Here is a 15,191-nt window from a genome sequence, read left to right as displayed (position 1 = left end):
AATTTGTTATGCCAGCGCAACAGAATGTAAATCCGATTGTTAGCTTGAAAAATGATATTTTGAGCAAGATCCAGACTGCGATTGACCCTTCAAAGGACAAAGATGGTACTGTTTTGGCTGAAGTTTCAGAAAAGACAGGTCAGCTTTTGAAAGATTGTGGTGTTACTGTTACTCAGCTTAGAAAAGTGTTCACAGAGGTAAAAAGACTTTCTCCTGATGATGAAAATTACAAATACAAATTGAATCTTTTGAAAGCAAAGCTTGCATACACAGCAGGAAGGTTTCCAAAAATAAAAGATTTCCAGGAGATAGTTAACAAAGCAATTCCTGTGGCTTTGCAAAGCCCTGATGCTTTGAGCAGGTTTAAAGACTTTTTTGAAGGCGCTGTTGCATATCACAAGTATTTTGGTGGAAGAGAATAATAATCACAAAAGGGGGAGACTATTGCCATGGATGTAATCTTGAAAGGAAAATACATCATAAAGTGCAAGATAGAAGCTCAAACAGGTCTTCACATTGGTGAGGGCAACAACAGCCTTGAGATAGGTGGAATTGACAATGCAGTTGTAAAAGATGCAAAAGGCAGGCCTTACATTCCCGGTTCATCTCTCAAAGGCAAGATGAGGGCTTTAATGGAGTTTGCTGAAGGGAAGGTAAGAGATAATTTGCTTGTTGTGTCGGTCAAAAGGGAAGGCAGACCGGAGATATGCCTTCACATGTGCGATGATTTGAATTGTCCTGTATGCGGACTTTTTGGCAGAAACCATGGTTCTCATGATTTAAAAAGTGGTGGGAAAATAGATCTTACAGATGCAGTTATTCCCACAAGGCTCATTGTTCGCGATGCAAAGCTGATAGAAACTTCTATCACAGAAGAGATGAAGGAGAACCTTGACCTTGAGTGGACAGAAGTGAAATTTGAGAATAATATAGATAGAATAACATCAAAGGCAAATCCAAGACAGAGTGAAAGAGTTCCTGCAGGCGCACAGTTTTCAGCAGAGTTTGTCATAAACAGATTTGAAGTTGACAGCAAAGATGACCAGAAATACTACCTTGAAAAGTTTATCAAAGCAATGAAGCTATTAGAAGATGATTACCTTGGCGGGCAGGGTTCAAGAGGAAATGGCAAAGTGAGGTTTGTTGATATAGAGATATTCTACAAAGATTCAAGCGATTATGAAAAAGACTCAAGTGAACTTCAGCCAATAGCGACGGCAAAAAGCCTTGATGAGCTAAAGCTTTCTTAACAAATCTGTTTTTTAAAAGGTGATTGAAATGGTCAAAAACAAAATTTGCAGAGTTGTGATGAGATTTAAAGCACCTGTGCACATTGGCGAAAAAGAAAAAATATACAACATCACCAGAACGTTTGCGCATTCCGATACGCTTATGTCTGGCATAATAAATGCATATTCGCTACTTTACGGCAAAGATGAAACTGAAAAGTTGATTAGTGAATTCGTAAACGGCACACCACCGTTTGAAGTTTCCTCTACAATGCCGTATGTTAACTTTCAGTATTTTGTGCCCATTCCTCTTGGCATGGACATGGAGGAGTATAAGAATAAAGGAGTAATAAATGCCGAACATCAGAAGGAGCTCAAGAAAATAAAGTTTGTAAAAGAAAGGGATTTGTTTGAAGGCTTTCCATTCAAATACAAGCCGGCAGGAAGCTTTCTAATACCTCAAAATGAATTTGAAAAGGATAAAGAAAGGGTCTCTCTTGGCAGAATAAAAGAAAGGGCAAGAGTTTCTATCGACAGGCAAACATCATCTTCTAACATATATTACTTTTCTCATTTTGAGTTTGAAAAAGAATCAGGTTTGTGGTTCTATCTTAAGATTAACATCGAAAAGCTGGAAAATAAAATCAAAGCAGCAATAAGGCTTTTGGGCGATGAAGGGCTTGGTGGCGATAGAACCTGCGGGCTTGGAAGTTTTGAAGTTGATTTTAAAGATGATGTACCGCAGTTTAAAAACGATAAATCAAGATATTACATGAGTTTGTCCTTAGTTAATCCGAAAGATGAAGATGAGATAAAAAGCGTTGTGTTTTATGAGATTTTGACGCGAAGCGGATATGTCTACTCCAAAGCAGGGCTTGGGATAAAGAAAAAAACTGTCAGTGTGTTTGGCGAGGGTGCGGTGTTTTCCAGTAAAATATATGGCAGAGTGGTAGATGTCACACCTGATAAGTTTACAGAGCATAGGGTATACTGTTTTGGACTTGCCTTTTTGCTTCCTCTGCCGGAAGGGGTGATGCTGTTTGGCAGCAGATAGTTTTGAAAGCAAAACATACGAGATTGAAGTTCTGACTCCCACAATCATAGGCGGACAGGATAAAATTCAGAGTTTTGAGTTTGTAAGAGAAGGAGAGTACTTGTACTTTTTGAACTTTGATAAGCTCTTTGAGCAAAACCTTTTTAAAGATAGCTTCATTGAAGAGCTTTCTCGAGAGCTTTCGTCAGGTGCAAGGGATTTTAATATAAAAGATATTCTGAAAAAATATAGCATAGATTTTAAAAAGGCGGTAAAGTACACTCTTAGACTTGAAGGTGTTACAAGCCCTTACAGAGAAGTAGTTGCATTTGTAAAAAGTGCAGGCAGGTTTTACATTCCGGGTTCATCCTTAAAAGGGGCAATGAGGTCTTCTATGACAAAAGCTCTTTCGAAAAACCTTTTGCAGTTTTATGAGAGTGCGCTCTCAAATGCTTATCAGAAAGTTCTGAATCGAAACAGAGTTGACCCCAAGTTTGTAAGCCGTGATGCAGATGAGAAGATTTTTGGAACTCCTTATGAATCGCCGTTCAAATACCTAAGGGTAAGCGACAGCAGCTTTGTAGGTCAAGAGAGCGCAGGGATTTTTGAAATAAAAGTTTTGAACATATGTTCAAATCAGCCAAAATGGTTTTCGAGAAATGGCAATATTGATGATCCAAAGCAGGCAACTGCCATTGTTGCTGAAGGATTGAAACCTGGTGTAAAGCTTTATGGAAGTATCAAGGTTGAAAAAGATTTAATCGAAGGAAATGCTGCAGTTAAAGGGTTAAAGGAGAAGCTTTTGGCAAGCGGATTATCATCTTCACCATATGAATTTGTTGCCCAAATTTTAAATTCTGTTGCAAAGGATTATATCCAGAAAGAAATGACCTTTTACTCTAAATACAATCAAAAGCAGATTGTTTCTGAGTATCAAAGACTTTTGAATATTTTAAATTCTCTTGACAAAAATAAATTTTTGCTCCAGATAGGATTTTCAACAGGATATCTTTCAAAAACTGTGGGAATATTTTTCAATAAGAGCCATTTTGAAAAACTTTCAAGGGTAGATACTCAGTCAAAAATCTATCCTGATATTTTTCCAAAGTCACGACGTCTTTTGTTTAAGGATGGACAGGTTTGGACAGTACCCGGCTGGATAAAAGTAACCATTAGATGATGGGCTGTGATGAAAAAGTGGCAAAATACTTTACATTTCATTTTTGGGCAAGGGAGGATGGTATATTTTTGCCATCCTCTTATTACTCTAAGGTATATGAAGCTTTGAAAAGTCTTTTTTCTACTGAGCTATTTACCATCTCACCTATAAGAACAAAAAACAAAAAAGAGGTTGAAGATGGCATATGGGTGTTCGAAGACTTTAGAATATACCTTGCAACACCTTTTTTAGAGCTTGTTACACAGAACGTATTAAAGGTTTATGAAAATTTAAATTACTTATTTGATGGCATTTACTTGAAGAGAATTTCATGCAGGACCCAGCAGCCAAAGACAAGTGGAATTTTGCTCAGCGGTGTGTTTGTTCAAAAAGATGGTGTTTGCTTAGAATATGACAGGCAGCCAGAGATTTTTTCAGAAATGCTAAGAAGACAGCTTCTGAGCATATACTACCAAAGGTTTGGAACATATCCAGAAGACCAGAGGTTTTTCTTTGTCATAAAAGATGGCTTGAAAAAACAGTATGTGGTTCCTTCAAGAATTGAGTATTTTGGTAGATACGAAGTATTTGCCTCAACAGAGCTTCTTGACATGTTTTGTCAGATGTTCTGTGTAAGGTAGATTATGCAAAACTCTGCTATTTAGTTTGTAAAGGCAGCAAAACAATTTTCTTCACAGAAAATTGACTTTCGTAAACTTTTCATTGAAAGTAAATTATAGGTATTAGAAAAGTTCAACGATGTGAGAAACGATGTCGCTAAGTTCTCTTCTTGGCGAATCAATAATGCTCAATAGGCTTGCCGAAGGGTTAAAAGTTTTTAAAATTGTTGTTCAGGGTTTTGTTATAAAACTGTTTTGGCAGGGCTCTACAAATCTTCACTCCACCTCAGTCCTCAGTAGAAAGGCAACAGACCCTGCCTTGCAAATTTTCCACCACCGCCCAAACTGCTTTCGAATCTCCACAGGGTATAATACGAACTCCCTTCTCCCTCAATTCCCAAAGGGTAGGGTACAAACAAATCCTCTAAAAAACCGTTTGACTACATCAGCTAATTTCAATCCCCAAAGGGCAGGCTACAACCACAACAATTTTTTTCCTTTCTTTGCCATCAATATTTATTTCAATCCCCAAAGGGCAGGCTACAAATTGATTGAAAGGTTTAATTTTATTATATCAACATTATGCACCACTGTCAATGTTTTTATTTTAGAACATACCTTAAAAACAAACTCAAAGCCAGCAATATTAAGTTTTAAAGCCTAATCAAAGGTTTCCGTCTATCCAGCTGCTGCCAGCAATTCATTAAAACCCATGTCCCGCATACATTAAATCTTATATAAATCAGTCAACAAAAATTTTGCATCTGAGGATGACAGATATGACTTATAGTCAAAGTTAATATATATTTATAGAATAAACATACCATATGCATAATCATAAAATAAACTCGCGTTGTTTCTTCAGCTAAAAGATAATTGGAACTGATAAATCAGCATGGTCAATTGTATTTTAAAAATAAAATTGGTATAATTTAATATAAAATGAAGACAAAATTTTGTTGACAGGAAAAGGTGTTATTTAAAGCTATAGTTTGCCAAATGTAAGTAGTCAAGCACAAAACACAAGGAAGGGATTAATTATGGATGAAAAAACAGTAATAGAGAGCTGGTGGGATAAAGAAAATATACAAGATGCTACTGTAAGAGAGGCAGATATTCTAAATGAAAGAGAAAAATCAACTATGACAACATTTAGAAATTACAATATAGTAGAGGAATTACCAGCCAAAGGTGGAGAATGCGATGCTTACATTATAGAAAATAATGGTAAGAAGATGTTTTTAAAGCTATACAGAAAGGGTATTACTCCCAAAATTGAAGTATTAGAAAGATTAAAAAAGATTTCTTTTGAACTAAAAGAACATGTTGTAACAATTTTTGAAGTGGGTAAAGATGAGCAGACCGGCAGGTATTTTGAGATAATGGAGTATATTCAATATGGTAGTTTAAAAGATAACTTAGAAAAGGTAAAAGACAGAGTTGATATTGTAGTAAAAGAAATTGCAGAAGCTATTGAAGCACTGCATAAAAAGGGAATTGTTCACAGAGATTTAAAACCCTCTAATATTCTTATAAGAGATTTAAAATCATTGGACCTTGTGCTGATTGATTTTGGGATATCTTCTGCTATGTCTGAAGAGATGTCTAAGGTTATCACTACATTGAAGGGAACATATTCTTATATGGCTCCAGAAGAAATTTCGGGTTATTTTGGCAAAGAAATTGATTGGTGGCATTTAGGAATAGTAATATACGAAGTGTTAAAAGGTAAGAATCCCTTCTCTAATTTATCAGAAGCTGTTATTATAAATACTCTTGCCACCCAGGGAGTACAAATTCCAGAAGATATTCCTGAAAGATACAAAATTTTATTGAAAGGACTTCTTACGAGGAATAACAGAAAAAGATGGGGATATGAACAGGTCAAGCAGTGGTTAAATAATGTGAAAAACATACCTGTATTCTATGAAGAATATGATGAAAGAACTAAAAAATACGATATTAAAGAATGGAACAGACTTGGATTTTCTTCTGACTCTGAGTGGGTAAAAGTAGGCATTGAAATAAATCTCAGTCCGCAAGAAGCAAAAACTTTTTGGGAAGCTGGATTTTCTGCAAAAGACATGAAAGAATGGGTCTTAGCTGGTTTTAGAAAGGGCAATATTGCATTGGAATGGTATAATTATGGTTTTAGCCCAAAAGAATCTGCTATATTTGACAACCTTGGACTCAGTCCTAAAAATGCTTACGAGTGGCAAAGAAAGTGCATTACTGCTTTTGATATTCTTGAATTGTTAGAAAAAGGAATAGATAAGAATAAAATATTTGATTTTGTTGAAAAGGGTATTTTTCATTATATTATGAATGGTCTTTCAGAGATAGATGCTCAAAAATGGAAGAAATACGGATTTGATATTAATGAAGCAAAGAACTGGGCTGAAAAAGGATTTAGTGCTGAGGAAGCCGAAGAATGGAAAAAAAATAATGTTAGTGTGATTGAGGCTGTCAGGTGGAAAACGATAAAAGTAAAGCCAATATTAGCATTAAAATTTATAAATTTGGGATTCAGCATTGATGAAGTTGAAGAAATGGTTTTTAAAGGGGCAAAAGATAGTAAGATTTTAGAAAGAATAGCAGATGAAATAGTTGAATGGTGTAAGGCAGAATTTTCAGTGTCTGAAGCAGTCGATTGGATAATAAAAGGTTACAAATTACATCAAGCAGTTCGTAGAAAAAAGCTTTTAAGAGATATTAAAAAAACATTAAAAGGTATATATAAAGTGGCTGTATTTTACCTTATGGGTTTGATAGCAACAAGGTTGATATTATATTTTACCACAGAAAAGTATTTTTACGGTGTCATAGCTAAAAAATATTTTGATAACAGTAGAAATTATTATATGTTTGTATTGATTGTTATATCATTATTATCATATTATTTATATAAAAAATATTTTCATTTTACCAAGATTAAAATTGCAGGATTATCAATTTTGTATGTTTGTGTTATTATGTTCTATTTTTCTTACATTTCATCCTATGAATATTTCATTAATGGCACAGCAAACAAGATTTTAATTAACTCAGTGTATTTTTATTTTGTCTTATCTGTTATTTCAGTATTATCCAAAATTTTAAGACGTTATGATAATTAAACATAAATTTAAAAATTAAGAGGATGATAGCATGAGTAGCTTTACTTATTGTTGGACCTTTGTCGGCAATAAGAATTTGACTGAAACTCTCAGAGAAAATAAAGAGTTTTTTAAAAACCAAATAGATAATTCTATTGGCCATGTAAAAGACATGCTAAAAAATATTGATTCATACTTTTTAGGTGAGGATTTAATAGAAAATCTTGAGAAATGCAAGAAAGATTTTTTGGAAAAATACACAATGGAAATTTTATTAAGTGAAAACCATACTCAGTGGGTTGACGCGCAAATTGCAAAACTGCAGGATATTGTTCGAAAAACGAAGGAGTATATTATTTTAGTTAAAACAGAGCTGACAGATAATTTAGATATTCAAACACTAAAAGCTTTTATAGATGTATTACCGGATGGTGCTCTGGAGACCAAAAAAAAGATACAAAAAATTATAGAATTGTTTGAAAATTTAGAGAAAGAATTTAAAAATCCCAATGCAAATGTAAAGGTTATAAAGCAGTATCTGAACAATTTCCCAAAAGATTTATGCAATATAAAATATTACAAAAAGATGCAACAATATGCCGAAATTCTAAACACTATAGAAAAGTGTACATTTGATAATCCTTCAGATATTGAAATACTAAAGAAGTATTTAAAAGAAGTACCAAGTGAGTATCATGGTATTATAAGAAAGATAAAACAAAAATTGCTTGAGCAAAAAACTTTTGAAGTAAAAAAGCAAATTGAAGTAGAACAAATTTTTAAAGAAGAGAACCTCAAGGTTACAAAAAAGGAAGAGATGTTAGAAAAGATTGAAGCTATATTTGGTAAGCTAAAAAATATAAATCTCAAGTTGGCTGAAGAAAAGAAACAGTTAATACAAGAGGCAAAAGAAACAGATGATATACTGAGAGTAGAACTTATTTTTGAAGACCTCAAGTTCAGTTACATAAAGGCGAGGACAATATATATTCAAACTGAAGTTTTAAAAAATGATTTAAAAATGTACGAAACATTTGCAGAAGAGGTAGGAATGAAAAGTGAATTTAATGATTTAATGCAAATGGACATATTGCATAAAGAAGCAGTTGATGACTTTATAAAAATGTTACTTGACAGGAAAAGGCAAATTATGGAACAGGAAATCAGAAAGGTTTCAGTGGATAAGTTTATTAGAAAAATAAGAGAGTTAGGTTATTCTGTTGTAGAAGAAGGATTAATGGAAAGATTATCAAAGGGTGAAATAGTAGAAATTAGAACACCTTTTGGAGAGGATTATATTTTGAGGATAAAATATGAAAATGACGGAATAAAAATTATGTTTGTAAGGTATGTTGAAGATGAAGGGAGTTTAAGTGAATATGAAAAACATAAGGATATATCTATAGCAAAAAAGTGGTGTTCTGACTATGATAAAATTAAACAACTTTTAAGTCAGGAAGGGATAGTGATTGAAGACAAACAGAGGATTGAGCCTGAAATGAGATTTTATTACCTGAAAAAAGAAAAAATGGAATACGCAAAAAGACATCAAAATATTAAAAGCAATGATATACAACATAGACAAAGGAGTGTGTAAAGTATGGCAAACGAAATAATACCTGAAAAAATCAAAGGCATACCAAAGTTTGCAAAAGAGCTTCTAAGGTTTTGTTCTATAACATCTCAGTTTATTCTTTTTGGGAATATTTATGACCTATTTCCATTTCCACAGGGTGAAAAATATATACCCATGAATATAACTCAATTTATTGCTCATTTGCTTACTACATATGACAACTACAAAATTGTAATAGAGTATGTTCCTCTTGAAGGATTTAGACTATTAAAGGGAGATGAAGGAATATTTGCAAACCTTACTCGAAGAAAAATTGGTGATAAAGTTGTGTCTTTGCTTGATGTGTATGAAACTATAGAAAAATTTATTACAGGAGATGAAAAGACAGCTGTTGTTATTAACTTTTCATCGAGATTGCCAGAGATTTCTTGCAGCAAAGATTTACCAGATTTTCTTTACCACACATTCAAGCTCTCTATTAACATAAACCAAAAAGGTAATCCACCTTCTTTTAATCCAATAATTTTCCTTGTAGAAAAAGAAAATGATTTACCGCCATGGTATACTGTAGAAAATCCAAGAATAAGAACAATTCCTATTCCAAAACCTGATTTTGAGATAAGAAGATGGATAGCACAGGCTCTTTTACCGCGAATGGATGAGTGGACAAGTTTACCTGACAGCAAAAAAGAAGAATTGATAAAAGATTTTGTAAATCTGACATCTGGCATGTTTGCAAGGGAAATGCTTTCTATAGTAGTTTTGTCAAAGAGAGAAAATCTGAGTGCAAGAGAAATTGGTGAAGCAACAAGGAGATACAAAGTTGGTGTCAGCGAAAATCCATGGGCAAAAGTAGATAAAGACAGGTTGAATAACGCAGAGGAATTTTTAAAAAGAAGAGTTATGGGGCAAGAAAAAGCTATAAAACAAGCAGCTACTATATTGAGAAGAGCTTTTTTCAATCTTTCGGGTTCACAATTTTCGAGATATTCAAACAGACCTAAAGGCGTTTTGTTTTTTGCAGGGCCAACCGGTGTGGGGAAAACTGAACTTGCAAAAGCTATAACAGAATTAATATTTGGAAGTGAGCATCATTATATACGATTTGATATGTCAGAGTTTTCACACGAACATTCTGACCAAAGACTCATTGGTGCGCCGCCCGGATATGTGGGATATGATGTTGGTGGAGAATTGACAAATGCTGTAAAACAAAATCCTTTTTCAGTAATCCTCTTTGATGAGATAGAAAAAGCTCATCCCAAAATACTTGATATTTTCTTACAAATACTTGACGATGGTAGACTTACCTCTGGCAGAGGAGAAACTGTATACTTTTCTGAAAGTCTAATAATATTTACATCTAATCTTGGTGTTTTTGAAGTGACGTCGGATGGCAAAAAAATACAGCGTATCTCACCAGAAATGAGTTATGATGAAATTGAGAAGATTTTGACTGAAGCCATAAAAGAATATTTTACATTCAAGATTGCAAGACCTGAAATTTTGAATCGTATAGGAGAAAACATTATTGTATTTGATTTTATACGCAATGAAAATGTAAAAAGAATATTGGATAAAATGTTGAATAATGTTAAGATAAAACTTGAAGAAGATAAGGGGGTAAAGCTTGAAATATCAGATAATGTGCAGCAAAAGATATATGAAGAAATTGTAAAAGACCTGTCCATGGGTGGAAGAGGAATAGGCAATAAACTTGAACTATTATTTATAAATCCTCTCTCAGAGCTTCTGTTTAAGTTGTTTCCTCAAGCAGAAAGTACTGTGGTGATTAATGAATTACTTAAAAAAGATGACAGGTGGGAACTTAATGGAAGAGTTATTAGTTAATATTATACATTATCCTGTTTACACACTTGGACCTGGTAAAAGAGTTGGTATTTGGCTGCAGGGATGTTCAATAAGATGTAAAGGATGCATGTCTTCGCATACATGGGAATTTGATAAAAACAGAGCAATTAAAATAGAACAGGTTACTAATATCCTGAAGAGTTTTGGTTGCAAAAGACTAACAATAAGTGGTGGAGAGCCATTTGACCAGCATGTACCACTGCAGATTCTTTTAAGTTCTATAAGAGACTTTTTTGATGACATTCTTGTTTATACTGGATACACATATGAATACCTTTTGAATAAACATAAAAATATCTTGAAACTAATAGATGCAATAGTAGATTCCCCTTTTATAAAAGGGCTTGAAAGTGAATTGATTTGGAAAGGCTCAGAAAATCAGCGATTTTTCCTTTTTAATAAGTCTTTGAGTAATGATTATTCACTCTGGATAAAAAAGAAAAAAGAAAGAGTTCTTCAGATTATTAATCAAAAAGATAAAATAGTTATAATAGGCATACCATACCAAAAAGATGCTGAGGTGTTCATAAATGGAGAGATATAAGATATGTCCGAATTGTAATTGGCAAAATCCTCCTGACGAAATAATCTGCGTCAAATGCATGGCAGATATAATAAATGTGCCTGTAACTGAGAACAATGCAGTCAGAGAAGCTAAGAAGGCTGAAGGGATAGAAAGAAAAGAATCTTTTAAAAAAGAGTCTTTCGATGATAGAACAATGGTTGAAGTTTCCAAAATTATTTTGAGAGGGAAAGATTTTGTGTTAGAAGTTTTTAGTGGCGATGTGGTAGGCAGACATGAAAAAGGGAAAGAATATTTGGGGGAATATAAAACTGTTTCAAGAAGACATGCAAAATTTTTCAAACAGGCAGGTATCTGGTATGTTGAGGATTTAAATAGCACAAATGGAGTTTATATAAATGGAATGAAGATAAAGGGCAAAGATGTAATCAAAAAGGGCGACAGAATATCTCTTTCGTTATCCTTAGAACTTACAGTAGATGAATTACAATAATAAACATAGATAGGAGTTGAAAATATGTTTAAAGTTTTTTATTTTACAAATAAAGGAAATTCGAGAGATACAAACGAAGACGCCTTGTTAGTTTTCGAAAAAATTATAAGTAGTACAAATATGGAAAAATGTGAGAGTATAGATATTGATGGTAAAAATATTTTTCTTGCTGTTGCAGATGGTATAGGAGGACACACCAAAGGTGAGTTGGCATCAAAGATGGTTTTAGAAATTTTGAAAAGTTATAAAGATGATATCATTGAAAAAAAGCTTTCTGTTGAAGATGCAATTAAAATTGCAAGAGATGAATTAGAAAATTACGCGCGGACAAATCCAAACAGTTTTGGAATGGGATGCACAGTAGCAGGAGTCTTGATTGTTGGCAGCAAAGTTCAGGTTTTCAATGTAGGCGATTGCAGAGTGTATAGATTACTTGGACAAAGAGCAATTAGATTAACAAAAGACCATACTGTGGTTGAAGATCTTATCTCAAGTGGCTACATAACTGTGGATGAGGCAAAGACTCATTCTAAAAAGCATGCTCTAACTTCTGCAATAATAGCAGATAATTATCGTACAGAGGTCCAAATTTATAGAAATGAGACAGAAATTATTGATGAAGATAGATTCATCATCTGCAGCGATGGATTCTGGGATAAATTTGAGAAAGAAATACCAGAAATTTTTTCTTCTGATGAATTTTGTATGGAATTTCAGAAAAGATTTCACCTTGGAAATTTCAATGACAATATTTCTTTTATTTTGCTATCATAACTTTTGAGAAGGATTAAGATGAGTTTGTTGAAAAAAGAAGAGACTATATTGAGCTTCAATATTAAGCTCAGTATGTCTTTCACTTGAAAAATGCTTTCTACTTGGTTTAAGTCAATCCAATATATACTCAAGATCAATTACGCAATTAATGTAAAAGATAATCTCTTTCTCTTTTAAATTTACTTTATAAAGGATGTCACTTTCCAGTTCAGAGAAGTCTGGCAAAACATAACTTTTGTCAATTCTTTCAAGCTGGTCTTTTGTAAGATTTTTAAATACCCCAATTTCATCAAGTCTTTTTTAAAATCTAATAATACTTCGTTTAAAAAATATGTACTATGTTGTTGAATAAAAGAGATTAACATAAAAGATAATAAATAGATATATAAAAAGCCATCCTCCTTGAGGTAAAATTATAGGAAGAGAAGACAAAAACCACATAACAAAGGAGGATGGCAATGACCAATTTTATTAAAACACAAAAACAAAAATTATTAAAGATACTTATGACAGTTGAGAAAGTAATAAAAGCCATGGGATTAAAGATAAAAAGCAGCAGAAGTAAAAGACCAAAGAAGTTTAAGTTAAGCCATATAATAGCTTGTTTTGTTTACAAAGTCAAAAACAAGATAAACAGCTTCAGGGAATTAGAATACAAGATAAACGAAGATGAAGAATTTAAAAAAGCTATAGGGAGATAGAGAAGAGCTTTTGACATTTCATATTTTTCGAAATGGGCAAAGGTAATTGAAGAAGAATATATAGAAGAAATAGCAAGAATTTTAGCAAGAAGAATAGAACCGCAGACAAAAGTTTGTGCTATAGATTCTACCCCTTTGAGAAGCTCGAGGGGTGACAAAGAGGCAGAAGTAGGAGTATGTATTAGTTTAGGTTTTTTCAATGGGTATAAATTACATGTAATAGCAACAGTTGAAGATGAGGTTATACCAATAGCATGGTGGTTGACACGTGCAAATGTCCATGACAGTAGAGTAGTAGAACTTTTGTATTGATCTAAGATATTTGGCTTGATGTGATATTAGCGGATGCAGGTTATGATTGTGTAAAGTGGTTTGAGGTGGCAGATAAACTTGAGATAAAGTTTGTAGCGGCGGTAAATAAGAGAAATAGTAAGGGTTTCGGTAATGTAAAAAATATTTTGAGGATAAAAAATATGGAATTTTTAAGAAGTGAAGAAGGGCAAAGGTTGTATAAGCAAAGGACAAAAATTGAAAGATTATTTGGGAAATTAGAAGGAGAATACAATTTAGAACAAGTAAGGTTAAGAGGTTTTAGAACATATAAGAGGCATGTAGAGGGGAATAATGATTACTTATTTGATAGAGGTCTATACTCAAAAAATTGGAAACTGTAAATTTTCTTTTAAATATACGTGGAATAATTTGTAGTTCTATATAGTAACATTAATGGTATAATTATTTATTAGACAACTTATTACATTAATAAAAAATTATTGAATTAAAAAAGTGGAAGTTACTAATAAATATGAACTGGGTATATAAATATAAAAATGTTAAAAAATAAAATCAATTGTTTGAAAGGGGACTTAAAACTATGAACGAGTATGTTGGCAGAGAAAAAAATATGATTGTGCAGGGAAGAGAGACTAAAAATGGAAATTATGAAAAGCCAAATTACAGGTTGTTTTTGAGAAATGAACTTAAAAATGTGCTGGAATTTGAAAAATTTCAATTTGAGCTTGAAGTGCTTACAATTGCAGGTGCCAGCAAGTGCTTGAAAGAAAATAGCAAATTTATCAGCTTATCAAAGTTTATAAAAGAGAAGCTTGGTAAGTACCAGTTTGATTTTAAAAAAATTCAACTGATAGAGGATTATATATATTCAGAGAACTTTGCATTCAGACTTATTGTAAATGATGGCTTAGAAAATGTAAAAAAGGATAGATTTATAATTGAAGCTTTTGTAAGAAGTTTTATAGTAAGATATTTTGCAAATGAAATGAATGAAAAGACAGAAGATGTTTTTAGTAATATTAAAAGAAGCCTTTATGAAATCTGTGGCGAAAGAGACCCTCAGTTTTTCGGAGAATTAAACAGAAGATTGATTATGATTGACCCAAGATCAAAAACAGCTTTTAAGCAATATATGGAGATGGCATCATCATACAAAAATGAAATAGAATATATTTATAACAAACTATTAAAGGAAGCCGAAAAAAGAGGTTTGTTTGTATACAAAAGAAATGCGATAGAGAATAAAAATTTAGAATCTGTAGAAGAAAAAAATATAAAACAATCTTTAGAAAATACAAACAATTTAGAGAACCGTGAATTAGAAAAGTTCAAAGAAAAGATTAAAAATTATGAGCTAATGCTTAATATGTATCAAGAGCAGATAGAAGAACTAAAAGCAATCAACTCAGAACTTCAAAGAGAAAAAGAGGCTCTTTTGCAGGATAGACAGCAGCTGCCAGAAAAAATTCTCATAAAACTTTTCAACGATTTGAATTCACCACAGTTTGGAAATTTATTGGACAGAATTTACATATATGCAAATGGGTTTGAGCAGGCAGACGTCGGCACGGCGCATGAAATATTTACAAACTTTCTTGCAGTGTTAAGTCTGTACAATATCATAGGACATTTGGATAAAGAAGAGTACAATTCTGAAATAAATGTCAAAAAAGAAGAGATAGGTTCAATATACAGGAGCGACAAACCTGTGCAATCTGCCAAACAGACTTTTGTTGCGAAAGTGCTCTATCCCAGATGGACTTTGAATCAAAAAACAATTGCACACAAGTTTGTAAAGATAATATCTTGAGGGGGATGATAA

General features: G+C 32.8%; 13 protein-coding genes and 1 pseudogene. All 14 read left to right on the top strand.

The features are described from left to right. The first annotated feature begins 8 nt into the window (after positions 1–8). The 14 genes and pseudogenes from csm2 (at position 9) to ATHE_RS13580 (ending at position 15,179) form a co-directional block, all read left to right on the top strand. A complete protein-coding gene (gene csm2, locus ATHE_RS13650) occupies positions 9–422 on the top strand; it encodes a type III-A CRISPR-associated protein Csm2 (protein ID WP_015909002.1) in 414 nt (137 codons plus the stop codon). Between the two features lie 27 nt (positions 423–449). After that, positions 450–1,250, top strand: coding sequence for a type III-A CRISPR-associated RAMP protein Csm3 (csm3, locus tag ATHE_RS13645; RefSeq protein ID WP_015909001.1), 801 nt, complete (start codon positions 450–452; stop codon positions 1,248–1,250). A gap of 28 nt (positions 1,251–1,278) precedes the next feature. Beyond that, complete coding sequence (csm4, locus tag ATHE_RS13640; RefSeq protein ID WP_015909000.1) at positions 1,279–2,283, top strand: type III-A CRISPR-associated RAMP protein Csm4; 1,005 nt, start codon at positions 1,279–1,281, stop codon at positions 2,281–2,283. Continuing rightward, on the top strand, positions 2,270–3,442 hold the full coding sequence (gene csm5 / locus ATHE_RS13635; RefSeq protein ID WP_015908999.1) for a type III-A CRISPR-associated RAMP protein Csm5: 1,173 nt from the start codon (positions 2,270–2,272) through the stop codon (positions 3,440–3,442). The genes csm4 and csm5 overlap by 14 nt, the downstream gene beginning before the upstream one ends. Then, positions 3,439–4,062 carry a hypothetical protein gene (locus tag ATHE_RS13630; RefSeq protein WP_015908998.1) on the top strand — a complete coding sequence of 208 codons (624 nt, stop codon included), beginning with the start codon at positions 3,439–3,441 and terminating at the stop codon, positions 4,060–4,062. The genes csm5 and ATHE_RS13630 overlap by 4 nt, the downstream gene beginning before the upstream one ends. Before the next feature lie 163 nt (positions 4,063–4,225). After that, positions 4,226–4,705, top strand: coding sequence for a hypothetical protein (locus ATHE_RS13625; RefSeq protein WP_179121851.1), 480 nt, complete (start codon positions 4,226–4,228; stop codon positions 4,703–4,705). Between the two features lie 376 nt (positions 4,706–5,081). Next, positions 5,082–7,157, top strand: coding sequence for a serine/threonine-protein kinase (locus ATHE_RS13620; RefSeq protein ID WP_015908996.1), 2,076 nt, complete (start codon positions 5,082–5,084; stop codon positions 7,155–7,157). A gap of 31 nt (positions 7,158–7,188) precedes the next feature. Continuing rightward, positions 7,189–8,733, top strand: a complete 1,545-nt coding sequence (locus ATHE_RS13615) for a hypothetical protein (protein WP_015908995.1) — start codon at positions 7,189–7,191, stop codon at positions 8,731–8,733. 3 nt (positions 8,734–8,736) lie between these two features. Then, complete coding sequence (locus ATHE_RS13610) at positions 8,737–10,563, top strand: AAA family ATPase (RefSeq protein WP_015908994.1); 1,827 nt, start codon at positions 8,737–8,739, stop codon at positions 10,561–10,563. Further along, the gene (locus ATHE_RS13605) at positions 10,544–11,128 is read left to right on the top strand and encodes a 4Fe-4S single cluster domain-containing protein (protein ID WP_015908993.1); all 585 of its coding nucleotides are present in this window, start codon (positions 10,544–10,546) and stop codon (positions 11,126–11,128) included. The genes ATHE_RS13610 and ATHE_RS13605 overlap by 20 nt, the downstream gene beginning before the upstream one ends. Continuing rightward, a complete protein-coding gene (locus ATHE_RS13600; RefSeq protein WP_015908992.1) occupies positions 11,115–11,600 on the top strand; it encodes an FHA domain-containing protein in 486 nt (161 codons plus the stop codon). Before ATHE_RS13605 ends, ATHE_RS13600 begins: the two co-directional genes overlap by 14 nt. Before the next feature lie 24 nt (positions 11,601–11,624). After that, a complete protein-coding gene (locus tag ATHE_RS13595) occupies positions 11,625–12,374 on the top strand; it encodes a PP2C family protein-serine/threonine phosphatase (RefSeq protein WP_015908991.1) in 750 nt (249 codons plus the stop codon). A 458-nt stretch (positions 12,375–12,832) separates the two neighbouring features. Then, positions 12,833–13,783, top strand: a pseudogene (locus tag ATHE_RS13585) (transposase). Positions 13,784–13,949: 166 nt separating this feature from the next. After that, on the top strand, positions 13,950–15,179 hold the full coding sequence (locus ATHE_RS13580) for a hypothetical protein (protein ID WP_015908990.1): 1,230 nt from the start codon (positions 13,950–13,952) through the stop codon (positions 15,177–15,179). The last annotated feature ends 12 nt before the right edge of the window (positions 15,180–15,191 follow it).

Origin of the sequence: Caldicellulosiruptor bescii DSM 6725, assembly GCF_000022325.1 — a bacterium.
GTDB classification, from domain to species: domain Bacteria; phylum Bacillota; class Thermoanaerobacteria; order Caldicellulosiruptorales; family Caldicellulosiruptoraceae; genus Caldicellulosiruptor; species Caldicellulosiruptor bescii.
This window is presented reverse-complemented; position numbering and strand designations above follow the sequence as displayed.

Excerpts from the sequence above, each read along its gene's own strand:
- ATHE_RS13610 (WP_015908994.1), top strand. The coding sequence starts at position 8,737 with ATGGCAAACGAAATAATACCTGAAAAAATCAAAGGCATACCAAAGTTT.
- ATHE_RS13625 (WP_179121851.1), top strand. The coding sequence starts at position 4,226 with ATGCTCAATAGGCTTGCCGAAGGGTTAAAAGTTTTTAAAATTGTTGTT.
- csm3 (WP_015909001.1), top strand. The coding sequence starts at position 450 with ATGGATGTAATCTTGAAAGGAAAATACATCATAAAGTGCAAGATAGAA.
- csm2 (WP_015909002.1), top strand. The coding sequence starts at position 9 with ATGCCAGCGCAACAGAATGTAAATCCGATTGTTAGCTTGAAAAATGAT.
- ATHE_RS13600 (WP_015908992.1), top strand. The coding sequence starts at position 11,115 with ATGGAGAGATATAAGATATGTCCGAATTGTAATTGGCAAAATCCTCCT.
- ATHE_RS13615 (WP_015908995.1), top strand. The coding sequence starts at position 7,189 with ATGAGTAGCTTTACTTATTGTTGGACCTTTGTCGGCAATAAGAATTTG.
- csm4 (WP_015909000.1), top strand. The coding sequence starts at position 1,279 with ATGGTCAAAAACAAAATTTGCAGAGTTGTGATGAGATTTAAAGCACCT.
- ATHE_RS13620 (WP_015908996.1), top strand. The coding sequence starts at position 5,082 with ATGGATGAAAAAACAGTAATAGAGAGCTGGTGGGATAAAGAAAATATA.
- ATHE_RS13605 (WP_015908993.1), top strand. The coding sequence starts at position 10,544 with ATGGAAGAGTTATTAGTTAATATTATACATTATCCTGTTTACACACTT.
- ATHE_RS13630 (WP_015908998.1), top strand. The coding sequence starts at position 3,439 with ATGATGGGCTGTGATGAAAAAGTGGCAAAATACTTTACATTTCATTTT.
- ATHE_RS13580 (WP_015908990.1), top strand. The coding sequence starts at position 13,950 with ATGAACGAGTATGTTGGCAGAGAAAAAAATATGATTGTGCAGGGAAGA.
- ATHE_RS13595 (WP_015908991.1), top strand. The coding sequence starts at position 11,625 with ATGTTTAAAGTTTTTTATTTTACAAATAAAGGAAATTCGAGAGATACA.